14 protein-coding genes are annotated in these 15,588 nt (G+C 75.4%); 3 read left to right on the forward strand and 11 right to left on the reverse strand.

Annotation, left to right across the window (positions count from 1 at the left end):
- The first annotated feature begins 115 nt into the window (after positions 1-115).
- Both ACFVIM_RS23725 and ACFVIM_RS23730 read left to right on the forward strand, forming a co-directional pair.
- Positions 116-406 (forward strand): ArsR/SmtB family transcription factor, encoded by a 291-nt coding sequence (locus ACFVIM_RS23725; RefSeq protein WP_384304668.1) that lies wholly within the window; start codon positions 116-118, stop codon positions 404-406.
- Positions 403-1,602 carry an MFS transporter gene (locus ACFVIM_RS23730; RefSeq protein ID WP_384304670.1) on the forward strand — a complete coding sequence of 400 codons (1,200 nt, stop codon included), beginning with the start codon at positions 403-405 and terminating at the stop codon, positions 1,600-1,602. Before ACFVIM_RS23725 ends, ACFVIM_RS23730 begins: the two co-directional genes overlap by 4 nt.
- A 221-nt stretch (positions 1,603-1,823) precedes the next feature.
- On the opposite strand, the gene ACFVIM_RS23735 is transcribed toward ACFVIM_RS23730, so the two are convergent.
- A complete protein-coding gene (locus ACFVIM_RS23735; RefSeq protein WP_384304673.1) occupies positions 1,824-2,918 on the reverse strand; it encodes a serine hydrolase domain-containing protein in 1,095 nt (364 codons plus the stop codon).
- Positions 2,919-3,384: 466 nt separating this feature from the next.
- On the opposite strand from ACFVIM_RS23735, the gene ACFVIM_RS23740 reads away from it, so the two are divergent.
- Positions 3,385-4,542, forward strand: a complete 1,158-nt coding sequence (locus ACFVIM_RS23740; RefSeq protein ID WP_384304676.1) for a S1 family peptidase — start codon at positions 3,385-3,387, stop codon at positions 4,540-4,542.
- Positions 4,543-4,855: 313 nt separating this feature from the next.
- On the opposite strand, the gene ACFVIM_RS23745 is transcribed toward ACFVIM_RS23740, so the two are convergent.
- The 10 genes from ACFVIM_RS23745 to ACFVIM_RS23790 form a co-directional block, all read right to left on the reverse strand.
- Positions 4,856-5,131, reverse strand: coding sequence for a DUF3040 domain-containing protein (locus ACFVIM_RS23745; RefSeq protein WP_384304679.1), 276 nt, complete (start codon positions 5,129-5,131; stop codon positions 4,856-4,858).
- 276 nt (positions 5,132-5,407) lie between these two features.
- Positions 5,408-6,376, reverse strand: a complete 969-nt coding sequence (locus tag ACFVIM_RS23750; protein WP_384304682.1) for an NADase-type glycan-binding domain-containing protein — start codon at positions 6,374-6,376, stop codon at positions 5,408-5,410.
- A 379-nt stretch (positions 6,377-6,755) separates the two neighbouring features.
- Entirely contained in the window at positions 6,756-7,319 is a 564-nt protein-coding gene (locus ACFVIM_RS23755; RefSeq protein ID WP_384304684.1) for a phage tail protein, read from the reverse strand.
- Complete coding sequence (locus ACFVIM_RS23760) at positions 7,316-9,289, reverse strand: putative baseplate assembly protein (RefSeq protein ID WP_384304687.1); 1,974 nt, start codon at positions 9,287-9,289, stop codon at positions 7,316-7,318. The genes ACFVIM_RS23755 and ACFVIM_RS23760 overlap by 4 nt, the downstream gene beginning before the upstream one ends.
- On the reverse strand, positions 9,289-9,726 hold the full coding sequence (locus tag ACFVIM_RS23765) for a GPW/gp25 family protein (RefSeq protein ID WP_384304689.1): 438 nt from the start codon (positions 9,724-9,726) through the stop codon (positions 9,289-9,291). The genes ACFVIM_RS23760 and ACFVIM_RS23765 overlap by 1 nt, the downstream gene beginning before the upstream one ends.
- Positions 9,723-10,031 carry a PAAR domain-containing protein gene (locus ACFVIM_RS23770; RefSeq protein WP_384304692.1) on the reverse strand — a complete coding sequence of 103 codons (309 nt, stop codon included), beginning with the start codon at positions 10,029-10,031 and terminating at the stop codon, positions 9,723-9,725. Before ACFVIM_RS23770 ends, ACFVIM_RS23765 begins: the two co-directional genes overlap by 4 nt.
- 152 nt (positions 10,032-10,183) lie before the next feature.
- Complete coding sequence (locus tag ACFVIM_RS23775) at positions 10,184-11,965, reverse strand: VgrG-related protein (protein WP_384304694.1); 1,782 nt, start codon at positions 11,963-11,965, stop codon at positions 10,184-10,186.
- A complete protein-coding gene (locus ACFVIM_RS23780; protein ID WP_384304697.1) occupies positions 11,962-12,765 on the reverse strand; it encodes a LysM peptidoglycan-binding domain-containing protein in 804 nt (267 codons plus the stop codon). Before ACFVIM_RS23780 ends, ACFVIM_RS23775 begins: the two co-directional genes overlap by 4 nt.
- A gap of 111 nt (positions 12,766-12,876) precedes the next feature.
- Complete coding sequence (locus tag ACFVIM_RS23785; RefSeq protein WP_384304700.1) at positions 12,877-13,302, reverse strand: phage tail protein; 426 nt, start codon at positions 13,300-13,302, stop codon at positions 12,877-12,879.
- Between the two features lie 70 nt (positions 13,303-13,372).
- Positions 13,373-13,732: a hypothetical protein gene (locus ACFVIM_RS23790; protein WP_384304703.1), complete on the reverse strand. Its 360-nt coding sequence runs from the start codon at positions 13,730-13,732 to the stop codon at positions 13,373-13,375.
- Positions 13,733-15,588 lie beyond the last annotated feature (1,856 nt).

Raw genomic sequence — 15,588 nt, forward strand, 5'->3', positions numbered from 1 at the left:
GCTGCTGGTCGCCCGGCTGCCGCTGAACTGACGCTCTCTTGAACAACTGATCGACGGCGCACGGGAACTGAGCGCACCGAAGTTCCGGAAAGAGCCTGTCGGCGCGCTCCCGCGCGTGCTGTTCGCGCTCAGTGAGCCCCTGCGCCTGACGATGGTCCGCGTCCTCACCGAGCGCGGCGAGGTCGACAGCCTGGAGCTCGGTCCCGACCTGCCACGCTCGACGCTGACCCACCACACGAGCCTGCTGCGGGAATCCGGGGTCGTCTTCGTCCGCGCCGAGGGGCGCAAGTGCATGATCCGGCTGCGCGCCGAGGACCTTGAGGCCCGGTTCCCCGGCCTCGTGCGGACGATCCTGGCCGGTTACGAGGAAGCGGCCACGGCCGGGGCCGAGGAGGGTTCCGCGTGATCGGGAGGATCTGGCCGCTGGTCGTCGCCGCGGTCTCCCTGGGTGTCGACGCCTACGTCCTGGCCGGTGTGCTGCCGGAGATGGCCGACTCCCTGGCCACGACGGCCGGTGCGATCGGGCTGGGCGTCACCGCGTTCACGGCCGCCTACGCGGCCGCGGGCCCGTTCCTCTCCCGCCTCCTGGTCGGCGGATCGACCCGGACCGCGCTGCTGGTCGCGCTCGGCGCGTTCAACCTCGGCAACCTCGCCACCGCACTCGCACCGGACCTGGGGGTCTTCCTGACCTCCCGCGTCGTCGCGGGCGCGGGCGCCGGTGTGCTCACCGCGGTCGCCACGGCGACGGCCGGGGCCCTCGTGGCCGACCACGAACGCGGGCGCGCGATGGCGATGGTGACGTTCGGTCTGTCCACGGGAACCGTCGCGGGCGTCCCGCTGGGCATGCTGATCGGCGAACACGTGGGGTGGCGCGGGACGATGGGCTTCGTCGTGCTCATCGGCGCGCTGAGCATGCTCGCCCTCGCCCTGCGCTCCGGCACGCTCCCCCAGCTCCCCGCCTCCCGCCGGTCCGGGAACGGCGCCCTGCTCAGGGACCCCCGCGTCGCCCTCGGTATCGCGCTCTCCTTCGTCCTGGGGGTGGCCAGCCTCGGCCTCTACACCTATCTGCTGCCGATGGCCGACGAAAGCGGCCTGGACGGCTGGGGCTTCGCCCTCGTATGGGCCTGGGGCGTCGGCGGCGTCCTCGGCTCCGGCCTGATCGGCCGACCGCTGGACACCCTGGGTCCCCGGCGGCTGATGCCGGTCGTCCCGGCCTTCCTGCTCTCCTCCTTCCTCGTCGTCTGGCTGGTCGACCACCCCGCGGCCTGGCTGATCGCCACCGCGGTGTGGGGCGCGAGCGGCTGGGTCAGCGTGCCGGTCCTGCAACAGGCGCTCACCCGGGACCGCACCGAGCAGGTCATGCCCGTCGTCGCCTTCCAGATGGCCGCGATGTATCTCGGCTCCGCCGCGGGATCCGCCCTGGGCAGCACCCTGCTCGCCCGGGACGTCGGCGCCGACGCGCTGCCGGGATGGGCCGCACTGGCCGTCGCGGGCGGTGTGGTGCTCGCCGTGCTGGTCGCCCGGCTCACACCCCGGTCCGCACCCACCACCACGTCCGGCACACCCGCGCCACGGACCCCGGCGGCACGGCACAGCGGCTGAGTCACACCGCCCGTAGCGACTCCCGGCGCGGACCGCGTCACACCGCGCCGGGAGCCCCGGTGGTCACCGCGGATGGGCCCCGGAACGGTCCGGGGGGCCTCGCCGGACCGCTCGGCGGTCCCACTCCGGCCGGACAACGGACGGCCCCGGGCCCCGATATGGGGAGCGCCCGCGGCCCGGCGTGCCCTCAGTGCCCCCGCGCCCCCCGCGTCCCGCCGCCCTCAGCCGTCCGCGCGGACCGTCAGATCGTCACCCAGCGCCGCCGCGATCCCGGCGACCCGCCCATGGTCCTCAAGCCGCCGGGTGAGATAGGCGACGGCGTGCCCATGGCGGAGCGACCACCAGGCGGCGGAGCCGCCGATCCCACCCTTGGCGATCTTCCCCGCGTCCCGCAGCAGCCCCAGCGTCCAGGTGAGTTCGGTGTCGAAGACCTCGTCGTGTCCGGTGGTCTGGGCGGCCAGGTACTCCCGGTGCAGGGCGGGGCCGAGCAGCCCGGCCACCGGCCCGTCCGGGTCGGTGAGCCCGGCGAAGAACGCGCCCACCGCGCTGGCACTGGCGTGCAGACCGACCCCGCCGAAGACCGACCGCCGCCAGGCGGGGGTGTTGGTCACGGCCGGATCGAGCGGCCCGGCGGGAACGCGGAGCCAGGACGCCGAGGGCAGCGCCCCGGCCCAGCCGGGAGCGGCGTGCTCCAGGTCGGCGACCCGCCCCAGTTCCGCCTCCGGCACCCCGAACCAGGCGTCGATCCCCAGCGCGGGCCGGACCGTCGCGTTGAACAGCTCCCCCAGTGTGGTCCCCGCCGAGGCGCGCAGAACGCCGTCGATGAGATGCCCGTACGTCAGGGCGTGTTCCCCGGTCCTGGTCCCGGGCGGGTACTCGGGCGCCGCCCGCTCCAGGGCGCGCCGCAGCCCGGCGTGGTCGAGCGGATGGAGCCGGGCCGCCGCTTCGGGGAAGCGGGGCTGGCCCGCCCGGTGGGTGAGCACCTGACGCAGTGTGGTGCCGTCCTTGCCGTGGCTTCCGTACGCCTCCCAGTGGCGCGCGATGGGCTCGTCCAGCTCCAGGGCGCCGTCGCGGACCGCCACCAGGGCGGTGAGCGCCGCGAACGGCTTGGAGACCGAGTAGGGCTGGACCAGGGTGCCGGGGCTCCACGGGCGGGTCCGCCCGGCGTCGGCCCAGCCGCCGCCGAGGCGGACGACCTCCTGGCCGCCGCGCCAGACCGAGAGCCCCGCGCCGGTCTCCCGCCCGTCCCTGACCAGCCGTTCGAAGGTCTCCCGTACCGCCGTGTACTCGTCCGTGGCGAATCCCTCGGTGTGCACGCGCACCCCTCCCCGGGTCCGGGGCGCGGACAGGGGCCGCACCTCCCTGCCGAGGATACCCTAGGGGGGTATGAAGTGGAGGGGGTTCACCTCGCGCCGCGCACCCCTGCCGCCGGCGCGGTTCCCGCACCCGGTCCCGGTGTCCAGCCGGATCCCGTCGTCGCGGCGCCGGTTCGACCCGGCATGGGCACCGCCGCCACACAAGCCACCGACACCTCCGGCGGCGACGCCGACACCGGACCGAGTGGGGTACCGGCGCGCCCCGGACCGCCGGTCGTACGGCTCCGGGGGAACGGGCGACCGGTCGCCGGCGGGCCCGCCGGGCCATCCGGGGCGAGGGCGGGAGAGCGGGCCCGGCGACACTGTCGCATTTGATATGGACCTGTCAAATCAAGGCGGTTAGGGTAACGGCCCGCACTTCGTCGGAACGCTCTCGGCTGTCCGACTCCCCGCACCTGGAGGCTTCATGAAACGCACCACCACCCTGGGCTCCTCCATCGCGGCCCTGTTACTGACGCTCGGCCTCGGCGCCGTCCCCGCCGGGGCCGCGAACGCCGCCCCGCTCCCCCCACCGTCCTCGCCCGTCGCCCCGGCGGCCTCGACCGGGGTGCTCGACGCCCTCCGACAGGACCTCGGCCTGACCCCGGCGCAGGCCGCGGAACGGCTCCGCGCGGAGAAGGCCGCGACGGAGGCGGAGCGGTCAGCCCGGCGGACAGCCGGTGGCACATACGCGGGCTCCTGGTTCGACCCCTCCTCGGGACGGCTCGTCGTCGCCCTCACCGACCGCGCCGAGGAGGCCGGGATACGGGCGCTCGGGGCCGACACCCGGATGGTCCGCCACAGCGCCGCCGCCCTCGACCGGGCCAAGGCCCGCCTCGACCGGCTCACCGCGCCGCAGGGCGTGGCCGGCTGGCACGTCGACCCGAAGGCGAACACCGTCGTCGTCACCGTCGTACGGGCCGAACGGGAGGACGCCGCCGTGCGCGCCTTCGTCGGGAAGGCGCGCGCGAACGGGCCCGTCACCGTCGCGGAGGTGGCCACCGCGCCCCGTACCTACGCGGCGGGGACCGTCGGCGGCGACCCCTACTACACCGGCAACGTGCGCTGTTCGATCGGCTTCTCCGTGCACGGCGGATTCGTGACGGCCGGCCACTGCGGTCGGGCCGGGGCGGCGGTGCGGGGCTGGGACGGCTCCGCCATGGGCACCTTCCAGGGCTCCTCGTTCCCCGGAGACGACTACGCGTACGTGGGCATCCACAGCGGCTGGTGGACCGTGCCCGTCGTCCTCGGCTGGGGTGTCATCCCGGACCGGCTGGTGCGCGGCTCCGCCGAGGCGCCCGTGGGCGCGTCGATCTGCCGCTCGGGCTCCACCACGAAGTGGCACTGCGGCACCGTCCTCGCCAAGAACGAGACGGTCAACTACAGCCAGGGCGCCGTGCACCAGATGACCAAGACCAGCGTCTGCGCGCAGGGCGGCGACTCCGGCGGCGCGTTCATCAGCGGCGACCAGGCCCAGGGCGTCACCTCCGGCGGCTGGGGCAACTGCTCCTCCGGCGGCCAGACCTGGTTCCAGCCCGTGAACGAGATCCTCGGCCGCTACGGCCTCAGGCTCCACACCGCCTGACCAGAACCGGTGCGCGGCCGTTCCCGTCGGCCGCGGACCGGTGCCGCCACGCGCGAGGCCGAAGCCCGGGCCGGGGGGTGAGCCCGGGACCACTCCGCGTGCGCGGCGCCCACCGGCGTGGCGTGGCGATGAGACCCCGGGTCGGCCGCGGCCCTCGACCACCTGGTCGACATGATCCTCGCACCGGGTGGTACGGACACCGTGCCGGGATGAAGACCACCGACCGTGGGGGGACAACCGGCGATCACGTGGAAGTACCGCACGGGCTCGCCCTGGGAGGACATGCCCGTAGGCGGCGCATCTCCGGCTCAGTTCACGAGAAGGAGCGGAACAGTATCCGGAAGGCTCCGATCACCGTCGCCGTCCACACCACCCCGAACGCGGCGATCACGGCGGGCTCCGAGGTCACCACGCCCCAGCAGAGCAGCACCAGCGACGCCACCGCCATCAGCGGCAGCAGCACCCTCTTGCCGCGCCACCGCGCGGACACCAGCCGGGTGTGCCGCACCAGAGCCCGGTCGCCCCTGAGATCCCGTTCCAGCGACTCCCACTCCCGTCGTTCACGCTGTGTCAGCGGCTCGTCCGGCATGGTGACCTCCCGCTGTCCCCGCTGTTGGCGGGGTGATCCCTGACGCCGTGGGGGCAGGCCCTGCCATCGGAGGGCGACCGTCCCCGGTCGCCCCCGGGAACGCCGCGTACGGGGGCGGCCAGCGCGCCCGTACCGACGGCGGCACGGCCCCCCACACACCACTAGTGTCCCGCGCGACACCACAGGGCCGCGCGGTGGGCGCGGAGCGCGTACACCCGGTCACGCTCCCGGCGCCCGGCGGGGCGACGCCCCGCCGGGGGAGCCCCCGGCTCCGGCTCAGGTCCGGCGGAAGAACTCGACCTCTGCCAGGGCCAGATGGCGCCCCGGCCCGAGACCGGCGGCCGAACGCAGGACGAGGGTGACCTTGACGACCTCGCTGAATCCGGTCCGCACCGACTGTTCGCCCGGCCGGTCGCCGAAGGTGATCCTCTTGGTGGTGACCCGGTCGTCCGCCGAGGTCACCACGAGATCGGCCACGGTGGGCCGGGCCTGGCCCCGGAACTCCTGGGCCTTCTTCGAGACGCCGACATGGACCACGAGATTGACCAGCCGGAACGGCGATCCGAAGGTGAAGGTGAGGGAGTCGCCGAGCGCGGGCGCGCCCCAGTAGCGGTTGTGGAATCCGTCGACGGCGTCACCGGCGGGGTGGCGCGGGACCGAGGCGGTCGCGCTGACCGATACCGGACTGATCCGGGACGGCTTGCCGAGCTTGTCGCGGGTGTCCTCGACGAGGGCCCGCAGGGTCGGCAGCAGCAGCACCACCGCGATCACCAGCGCCGCCAGTACCAGCACGGCGACCAGGCGCCGCAGACCACGCCCCGATCCGCCGGGCCCACGGCGCCGGGCCCACCGTCCACGCCACCAGGGCAGGGACGCGGGCGCGCCGGGAGTGGTCAGCGGCGCGGCGCAGCGTCCGCAGAACCGGCGTTCCGGCCGGTTGGGCTGACCGCAGGAGGGGCAGGGCACGCCTCCCGCTGCCTCGGCCACGGGCACCGCGCGGACGACGGGCCGGGGGGCGATCGGCTTGGCGGGCTGGACCGGCACGGGGTCCGCCGTGGCGGGACTGGGCGGCTGGGCGGGCGGGGCGGGCTGGGGCCGCTGAGCGGGCGGGGAGGTACGCGGGGCCCGCGAGGGCCGGGGCGGCACACGCGGCGGCGGGCTGTCCGCCCCGGCGGAGCCGGTGCCCGCCGGGGGCCGGGCGGCCCCGTCCACGGGCGCGGGCCCCGGGCCGGGCCCGGCGGTCATGGGCCCCCCGTCGGCGGCGGGCGGCGCGACGGGCGTCCCGGTCGGCGCGGACGGAACGGAAGCGGCCGGGGCGGCGGGCGCGGCGGAACCACCCGGCGCGGGCGGAGTGTTCGGGACGGCCGGAGCGGCGGACCCACCAAGTGCACCAGGCCCACCAGGCCCACCAGGACGGGCGGAACCATCAGGCGTACCGGAACCACCAGGCGTACCGGAAGCAGCGGGCGCGGCGGAACCACCCGGCGCACCAGGCCCACCCGAGGCAGCGGGCGCGGTGGGCGACCCCGGCGGACGGGACCACCCCAGATACGAGCCACAGACGCCACAGAAGTCGTCCGTGTCCTCATTGGCCGCCTCGCACACCGGACATGAGCGCATCGCGTCAGCTCCCTGCCTCGCCGGGCGGTCCGGGCAGGATCTCGACCCGGCAGTTCAGATGGACGGGGGTGGACATCCGGACGAGGTCGAGGACCTGTTCCCGGTCCACCCGGGCACCGCCGCCGGACCAGACCCGTACCACGACCTCCCCGGTGGGCGCGCCCGGCGGCACGGATCCGGCGCTGGTCGACCACGAGGTGCCGCCGCCGTCGGAGATCTCGGCCCGCAGGCCGAGACAGAGCCACAGCCGCTCGGCCAGGCCGTGCCGGGTGCCGCGCCACCGGTGCAGTTCGACGGCCCGGCCCACGACGGCCCGGCGCAGCTCGGGGGGCCACTCCGGATCGAGTTCGGCCCCCACCCAGGAGGCCAGCCAGACCAGGAAGTCCGGCGGCGCCAGCCGGGGATCGAAGTAGGCGGGCAGATTGTCCAGCACGCTCAGAACGGGTGCCAGCACAGTGTCGAGACCGGCGGTGAACCGCTGGGCCAGATCGTCCTCCGCGTACAGGTCGGGCAGCAGAGCGCCGATCGGATGGCGTGAGGCGAGTCCCGGGACGGCCGCCCTGCTCATGCGCCACCGCCCGCGCCACGACGGTCGTCCGCGCCCGGGTGGACCTGGACCTGGTGCTGATGGGAGAAGACCAGGGCGTCGGGGGCGATGTCGATCCGCTCGGCGGGCGCGCCGCGTCGGCCGGTGATCGGGTCCGCCGGGAACAGCCGCACCTCCTCGACCAGCCCCGCGCCCGCCGCCCGTTGCAGGACGGCGAAGACCTCTCCGTACTGGACCGGTCGTCCGAAGGGCCAGCCGGTGCCGTCGGGGCCGCCGCGCAGCGGGTTGAGGTAGCGGAAGAGCGCGTCGAGCGCGTCCTCGCGCACCCGGTCCGCGCCGTCCGCCGTCAGCAGCCGGGCGACCACGGTCACGCCCTGGTACGCGGGGGGTTCGACCACGATCCGGGTGCCCAGCAGCCGTCGGGCGTCCAGCCGTTCGGCGATGGCGGCGAGGGTGCGTTCGGCGGGGATGAGCTGTTCGAACCGGAGCCGGTCGCCCGCGTCGGCGACCGCGTCGGGCACCACGAGCAGCCGTACGGCGCCGTCCCCGCCCGCCGGGGCGGGCACACAGCGGACCCGGCGCACCGAGGGGGCGGCCTGGACGGCGATGGTCTCGTGGTCCGCCGCGGTGACGGCCCGTTCCTGGAGGCGCAGCACATGGGGGGCGCGCGCCTTCGCGTTGGCGACGGTCTCGCCGTCGACCCCGCCGACGGCGGCCTCCCGGTTCTCCACCCGCGCCACGTACGGTACGGAGCTGCGCAGCACCGAGATGGCGCCCCGGGCGACGTTCCCGGCCACTCCCCCGCCGGTGCGGTAGCGCGGGACCCGCAGCCGGGCGCCCTTCGGCGGCACCGCGCCGTAGGTGGTGAGCGTCCCGTCCGGTTCGCGCACGGCGGGCGGGAAGTGGAACTCCCCCTGGGTGGCGTCCAGGAGGACGACGCGGTCCTCGGGCGCCGCGCCGCCGAAGTGCTCCACGACGGTCCAGCGCTCCCAGCCGTCGCCCGAGGAGACCTCGACGACGGGCGGCTCCCCGTCGAGCAGGACGGGCGGCCGGGCGATACGGAACCGCTGGCCCGCGACCCCTTCGGAGGCGCCGAGCGGGACGTCGGTGAGGGTCTCGGCGTGTTCGGCGGTCATGGTGCCGCCTACGGTGAACACCTCCGCCTCGCGGAGGGTCGGCGACTCGGAGTAGAACGGCTGGCCGGGTTCGGCGGCGGTGACCCGGCAGCGGAGCCAGCCCGCGCGGGTGCCGCCGATCACCGACACGGTGTGTCCGGCCGGGACGTACACCAGGACCTCACCGGGCCGGTTGAGTCCGCCGGTGGAGTCCGTACCGGTCTCGCAGGCGGCCCAGTGCGCGCCGTCCCACACCTCCCACACCAGGGGTGGCTGTCGCGGGTCGACGCCGACGCCCTCGACCCGGCTGTCCAGCCGTACGGCGAGGACGCAGCGCGGTACGGCGGCGGGCAGCGCGAACAGCAGCGCGTCACCGGGTTCGGGGCGGGCCTGGAAGCAGCGGATGTCCCGGCCCTCCGTCAGCTCGGCCGTACGGTCGGCGCGCTCGCCCGCGACCGTCACCGTCACCAGCCGTCCCAGCGAGCTGGGCACGATCGGCAGGTCCTCGGTGGTCGCGAACACCACGGCCTCCTCGGTCTCGCTGCGGGCGGTGGCGACCTCGGTGCCCGCGCGGAGCGTGACCGTCTCGGGCTGGGGCGCGGAGAGCCAGAAGTCGACCTCGGCGGTGGCGGCGGCCGGGGGGAAGAGATGGATGCCGAGCAGGTCGAGGAAGGCGGCGTAGTTCTTCTCCGGTACCCGGTTCAGCCGGTACAGGAGCTGGTCGACCATATAGGCGAAGGTCTCGATGAGGGTGACACCGGGGTCGGAGACGTTGTGGTCGGTCCACTCCGGCGCGCGCTGCTGGACATAGCGCTTGGCCTCGTCGACGAGTTGCTGGAACCGCCGGTCGTCCAGGTTGGGTGAGGGCAGGGCCATCAGGCGCCTCCCCCGGGTGTCCCGTCGCCGCCGCCCGGGACCGGGGCGTACGGGATGGTGTAAAAGGGGAAGACGAGGTTGCGGCTGTCGTTGGTGGAGCGGACCGTGTACCGCACGTCGATATAGAGGGTGCCCTCCTCGACCGCGTCGAAGGAGACCAGCACCTCGGCCACCTCGATCCGGGGCTCCCAGCGCTCCAGCGCCGAGCGCACCTGGTCGGCGACGCGCCCGGCCGTGGCGCCGTCGCCGGGGGCGAAGACATGGTCGTGGATGCCGCAGCCGAAGTCCGGGCGCATCGGCCGCTCCCCGGGCGCGGTGCCGAGGACCAGCCGGATCGCCTCCTCGATCTCCCGGTCCCGCTCCACCATCGCGATCCCGCCCGTGGGCCCCACCCGCAGCGGGAAGCCCCAGCCGCGCCCGATGAAACGCTCGCTCACGGCGCTCCCCCGATCAGCACGTTCGGCGCACCACTGACGATCATCGCCCCGCAGGTGGTGAGGTCGCGTACGCGCGCCGCGGGCAGCCCGCCGATCAGCACCTGACCGGTGGCGAGGGCCGCCGGGTTGGGCAGCACGAGATTGGCCGGTGGCGGCACGGGGTGCAGGGGACAGGTGTGGATGCTCCCGGTGACGGCGGGCGGACGGCCGTTGATCAGTACGGTGACGACCCGGACGGCACCCGGCGGAAGCGCGAGGACACCGCCGTGGGCCGTGGCGTCACCGGTGCGGGCTGCGGGGGGCATGGCGGGCTCTCCTCGGTTCGGTATGGCGTGGTCGTGGCGGACGGTTCGATACGGGCGTACGGGCGTATGGGCGTACGAGGGTGGTGCTGGCGGACGGTTCGGTACGGGCGGTGGCGGGCGCGGGGTTCGCCCCAGCGGTCGGGACGGACCGGCTAGTTGATACGGATCAGCTTGGCCTTGAGCACGGCGAGCAGCCCTCCCTCCACCGCCACCTGTGCCTTTCCCTCGATCTGGACCGAGCGCCCGCGGATGGTCACCTCACCCGTGCCCGCGTCGAGGGTGATCCCGGTCGGAGTCAGCGTCACCGAGCTGAGCTGTCGGCGGCCCCCGGGGCCGAGCACCGTGAGTTCCAGTCTGTTCCTCCGCTCGTCGAGGTTGACCACCAGTTGTTTGTCACCGGTCGTCAGCCGGACCCCGCTGGGACCCGCGCCCGGGGCGTCGAGGAGTTCGAGCCGGTTGCCCGTACGCGACACCAGCGAACGGCGGTTGGTCTTTCCGCTGGTCCGGTCGACCAGCGGAACATCATGCGGGGAGGGCGTGTCGACGCCGTTGTAGAGCCCGCCCAGGACATAGGGGCTGTCCAGCCGTCCCTGTTCGAAGCCGACGAGGACCTCGTCGTTGACCTCGGGACCGAACACCCCTCCCCCGCCCTGACCGCCCCACTGCACCGTGCGGGCCCAGTCGCTCACGTAGGTGTCGTCGAGCCAGGGGAACCGCAGCCGGACCCAGCCGCGCTGGCCGCCGCCCTCCTCCCGGATGTCGGTGACCACACCGATCGCCAGACCGGGCATGCGCGGGGCCCGCGCGGGGGCGTTGGCCCCGGTGGCCAGGCCCGCCAGGGAACGGTCCGGGGCGGCGCTGACGCTGACGGTCGTACGGTAACCGCCCTGCGGTTCCAGGACATGGCGGACGGCGGTCGCGGTGTAGCGCCCGGAGAAGGCGGGGCCGACGTTGCCCAGTGCCACGGGGACACCCGCGCGCAGCCCCGGGTCGCCCTCGCAGACCGCCTCGATCTCGCCGATGCCCGCACTGGCCGTGGCGGCCACGGAACCCGCGACGGCCATGGTCTCGGCCTGGGTGCGGTACGGGGTGTCCGTGACGGTCAGCCGGGCCCGGCCGCCGAAGGCCGCGTTCACCTTCGCCGCCGCGAGCCCGGGGGTCACCGTCCGGCTGACCACGGACGGTTCCCGCGCCACCAGCGGCCGTTTGGTCCTCACGTCCCAGCCGCGCACCTCGACGTCGGACGTCTGCTCGGCGCTGGTCAGCACGGCCCGCAGGGCGAGCAGGTTGCGCCCGTACTGGAGGACCTTCGGGTCCCGCAGGGCGGAGGTCGCGGGGGACGGCGCCGACGCGGCGGGCTTGGGCCGGGTGAACTGGAGCAGCCCCCGTTCGTCCACGCCCAGCCGCGCCCCGCTCTCGCCCGCGAGGTACTGGAGGAACTCCCAGTCGGAGACGTTCGCCTGGGCGAGGTGGCGGTAGGTGGTGGCGGGCGCGTCGATCGTGCCGCAGCTCAGGCCCGCGCCCGTGGCCACCTTGCGGACGATGTCCGCGATCGACATGTTGGTGAACGCCACCACCTTCCGGCCGCGCTGGAGCCGGTGCGCCCGGGAGTAGGCGCGGACGACGGTGAAGGCGCCGGTGGTGTCGGTGTCCAGTTCCAGGGCGGTCACCTCGCCGGTGAACAGCCGCTGGCGGGCCTGGCCCCGGACGGTGACCACGGAGATCCGCAGCGGGGTGCCGATGGTGATCCCGGTCTCGGTGAGCAGGGTGTGCTGGGGGTCGCGGAAGGTGATCAGGGCGCTGTGGGGCAGCCCCACGTTCTCGTCCACGGCGCAGCTCACCAGCTGGGTGGCCCAGAACCGGGGCAGTTCACCGGGGGCCTCGACGATCGGGTCGACGGCGAACGAGCGTCCGGCACGCTCCTCTCCGCTCACCAGGACCCCCGTCCCACGGCCGCCACGGACGGCGGACCGGCCGGACCGCCGCCGTACTCCGGCGCGCCGCCGGGTCCGGTCCCGTCCTCGCGCCCTCCGGTCTCGTCGGCCCCCGGGACGATCAGCTCCTGACCGGGGGCGAGGACCATCGGGTCGTCGATGCCGTTGGCTTCGGCGATCGTCCGCCAGAGCGTGGGATCGCCGTACTCCTTCCAGGCCAGCAGCGGCAGGCTGTCCCCGGCGACCACCCGGTGGGTCCGGCGCGCGTCATACGAACCGGAGGTGGGGTTCTGGCCCGGCGGATCGACCGCGGCCTCCTCGATGGAGAGGTCGCATGTGGCGCGGAGCGGCTTCCCGTCCACGTCGAAGAGTGTGTAGGTGACGGAGAGCTGGGAGAGCACCCCGTCGAACGAGGTCGTCTTCGCACTGCCCCAGTCGAACCGCACCCAGGGGCTGGCGGGGGCCTTGCGGGCCAGGCTGGCGGGGGTCGGGACACAGGCCCGCATCAGCTGTTCCACCGCCCGTTCCACCGAGTTGTCGTGTTTCGCCGTCGCGTCGAGGAAGACCTGGAGGGAGAGCGAGCGCGGCCCGCTGCCCACGAACTCGGGCAGGGCGGACTGGCCCGCCATCCGGGACGGGGTGCGGCGCCACTCGGTGCTCTTGCTCATCGAGAGCGTGTTGGGGTTGAACTGGAGTCTGAGCCGCGCCAGCGCGCCGCCCGGCTTGCCGCCGACCTTCGCGGGCGGCTCCAGGATCATCAACTGCGCGCGGGCACGGCTCGTCCGGGCCGACGATGACATCCCGCACCTCCTTCCGGCTGGGTGTCCGCGGTGGGTCATGCAGTGGTGGGGGCGGGGGCCTGTCCGGAGCCTGTCTGACGGGAGCCGCGCCCGGCGGGCGGCGGCGCGGAGTCAGGCCGGACGCAGACCCCCGTGCGCGATCTCCAGCGTCTCCGTGGCCGCCTGGGAGTTCGCCGGGTCGAAGGACGGCCCCTGCCAGCGCACCGGCACGATGCCGAGCACCTGCCAGCTGATGATGGGGCTGAGGTCCGGTTTGAGCGCGACGATCTCGCCGTCCTTGGGCTCGACCTCCCGGATGATCTCGTCCAGCCAGCGCGCGATCTTCGCCGTGTCGGCGGTGACCGGCCGGGTCAGGGTGATGTTCGACCAGGTGATCCGCCCGGGGAGCTGCCAGGAGAAGCCGTTGTTGCCGCCCTCGGCGAACTCCTCCAGTTCCACCTGTGCCCCCAGCCCCGAACAGGTGTGGAAGGCCCCGAGGTCATCCCCTCCGATGGCGAGCCTGAAGAAGACGCTCGTCGCGAAGATCTCGTCCGTCATCGCTGTCCCGTTCTCCCGTTCATCTCCCGCTCCGCTCCCGCTCGTCGTGGCGCCCCCGCGTGTCGCGCGGTCAGCGCTGACCGTCGTACAGCCGTCCCATCCGCTCCCGTCCGCGCCGCATCTCGGTACGGAACAACCGGCTCAGTGGGTCGAAGAGCCGCCGGGCCAGCTCATCGACATCGACACCGTCAAGCCCGCCGGACCCGGAGGGGGTCCGCGTGCCCGGGGTGGCCGCGCCCTCCGCCGTGGCCGGTGCGCCACCACCGGAACCGGACCGCTGGACCGGCTTGGTGACCGCCGTCACCGGGACCCCGTGGATCCCGGCGGCGGCCGCCGCGCGCTGCACGATCCGCTCGGTCCGCCCGGTCGGCGCGGCCCGCCGCGGAGGTGCCGGGGACTCCGCGGTGGGGCGCTGGGCGTGGCGTCGCACCACCGGGAGGGCGGGGGGACCGGCCCGGTCCCCGGTCGGCGCCGGGGACGGACCCGCTCGATCCGACGGATCCGGCGCGGAACGCCGCGCGGGCCGGCCGGTCGGGGACGGCACGGTCGGCGTGGCCGCCGCTGCCCCCGTGGCGGCCGGTCTCCGCCGCACCCGTGTGACCGGACCGTTCCCGGGCGGGGTGGTGCTGTCCGCACCGGATCCACCGGGCTCACCGGACCCACCGGACCCACTGGGCTCCCACGCCCCGCCGGCCCGGTCGGCCGACCGTGCCGCGCCGGGTTCCGGGGGTGCCGGACGCCGCCAGGTCACGGGCACGGCCGACCGCTGTACGGGGGTGGATGACCCGGAGGGCATGGGCGCGTGGCGCCGCTGGACGGTCGGCCTCAGCGGGCGGTCCGGAAGGAGTCGGCGGGCCCGGGGCCGCACGTCCGCCATGCCGCGCACGGCACCGGGCGCCGGGGCCGGTCCGGGCACGGCCCGCCTCAGCACGGACGGCACCGGTCGCGCGGGGACGGGCGGCACGCTCCGCTGGCGCGGTGCCGGGCCGGTGGCCGGGCCCGTAGGACTCGCGCCCGGGGCCGACCGGTCCCCGGGACGGCCGCGCACCGGGCCGAGGGGCAGGGGCGGCGGCTCCGCACTCCCCGGGACGGACCCGGCGGGCGACAGCACCACGACGCCACCGCCCTCCGCCGACCCGGACGTTCGCGAACGGGGCGCGCTCTCCTCCGGCGCCTCCCGTACGGACCGGGGCGGGGCGGCGGCCGGGTCCGTACGGGATACGCCGGATACGCCGGGGATGCCGGGCGCTCCCGTCGCGCCCGTCGCTCCCGGCAGGGGCGTCGCGGTGGCCGGGAGGACGGGAAGCGGTGCGCCGATCCCTCTGCGGCCCGTGGGACGCGGCGGCCCGGCGGAGGCGCTCTCACCAGGGAGGCCCGGCGCCACACCCCGGGTGCCCGACTGCCCGGCGGACGCCGTGGGAGGGTGCGGTTCGCCCGGACGGGACGCGGTACGGAAGGGGGCCGCGCGCCCGGGGACATCGGCCGCCGCCCGCTGAAGTGACAGCGGCCCGCCGCCCGTCGGCCCCGGCGGGGCCGGAGCGATGGCGGGACCGGTCCCGGCGGGCCGGTCCCCTGCCGAGGCCGGTGCCAGCGACTGCCCGCCCAGCACCGGCCGGGGTGGCCGCGGCGCCGGGGAGGGCTCTGGTCCGCCGTCCGGGCGCGGTACGGCGGGTCGCGGGCCAGGTGCGGATTCCGGGCCAGGCGCGGCGGGTTCCGAGCCAGGTGCGCCGGATTCCCGGCGCGGCACGCTGGGTTCCGCGCGGGGCGCGGCGGTCTGGTCCACCCCCGTGGGGCCGCGACGGGTGGGCCGGTCTCCGACACCGCCGTCGGCCGCCCGTGGTACCGGACGGGGTGGGACGACGGCGTGGATCCGGCGCACCGGCCCCAGCGGGGACCGGGCGATGACCGGGAGCGGACCGGAGGGACGCACCGTCACCGGGGCGGGCCGGACCGGGCGGGCCCCGGGTCGGGGCGGATCCGTCCGTACGGGATCGGCGGGCGTCCGCGCCTGGGACCGGGCGGTGGCCGGGGCGGGCTGCGGGGGAGCGTCCCCGTACCCGCCGGTCACGCGCCGCGCGCGGACGACGGGCAGCGGTGCGCCGGGCGCCAGGAACGGCCGGTGCCCCGCCCCCGCCCGGGTCGGGGATGCGTCAGCGGAGGGAGGTGAGATCGCGGGACCGGCGCCGGAGGGAGGGACCGGCGGCACCGGGGCGCCACCGCGCGCGGAACCCGGGTCCGGGGCACGGCCGGAGCGCGCGGAGCCGCTGGCGGCGGAAGGGTCCGGAC

It is taken from the genome of Streptomyces sp. NPDC057638 (genome assembly GCF_042800315.1).
Classification (GTDB): Bacteria; Actinomycetota; Actinomycetes; order Streptomycetales; family Streptomycetaceae; genus Streptomyces.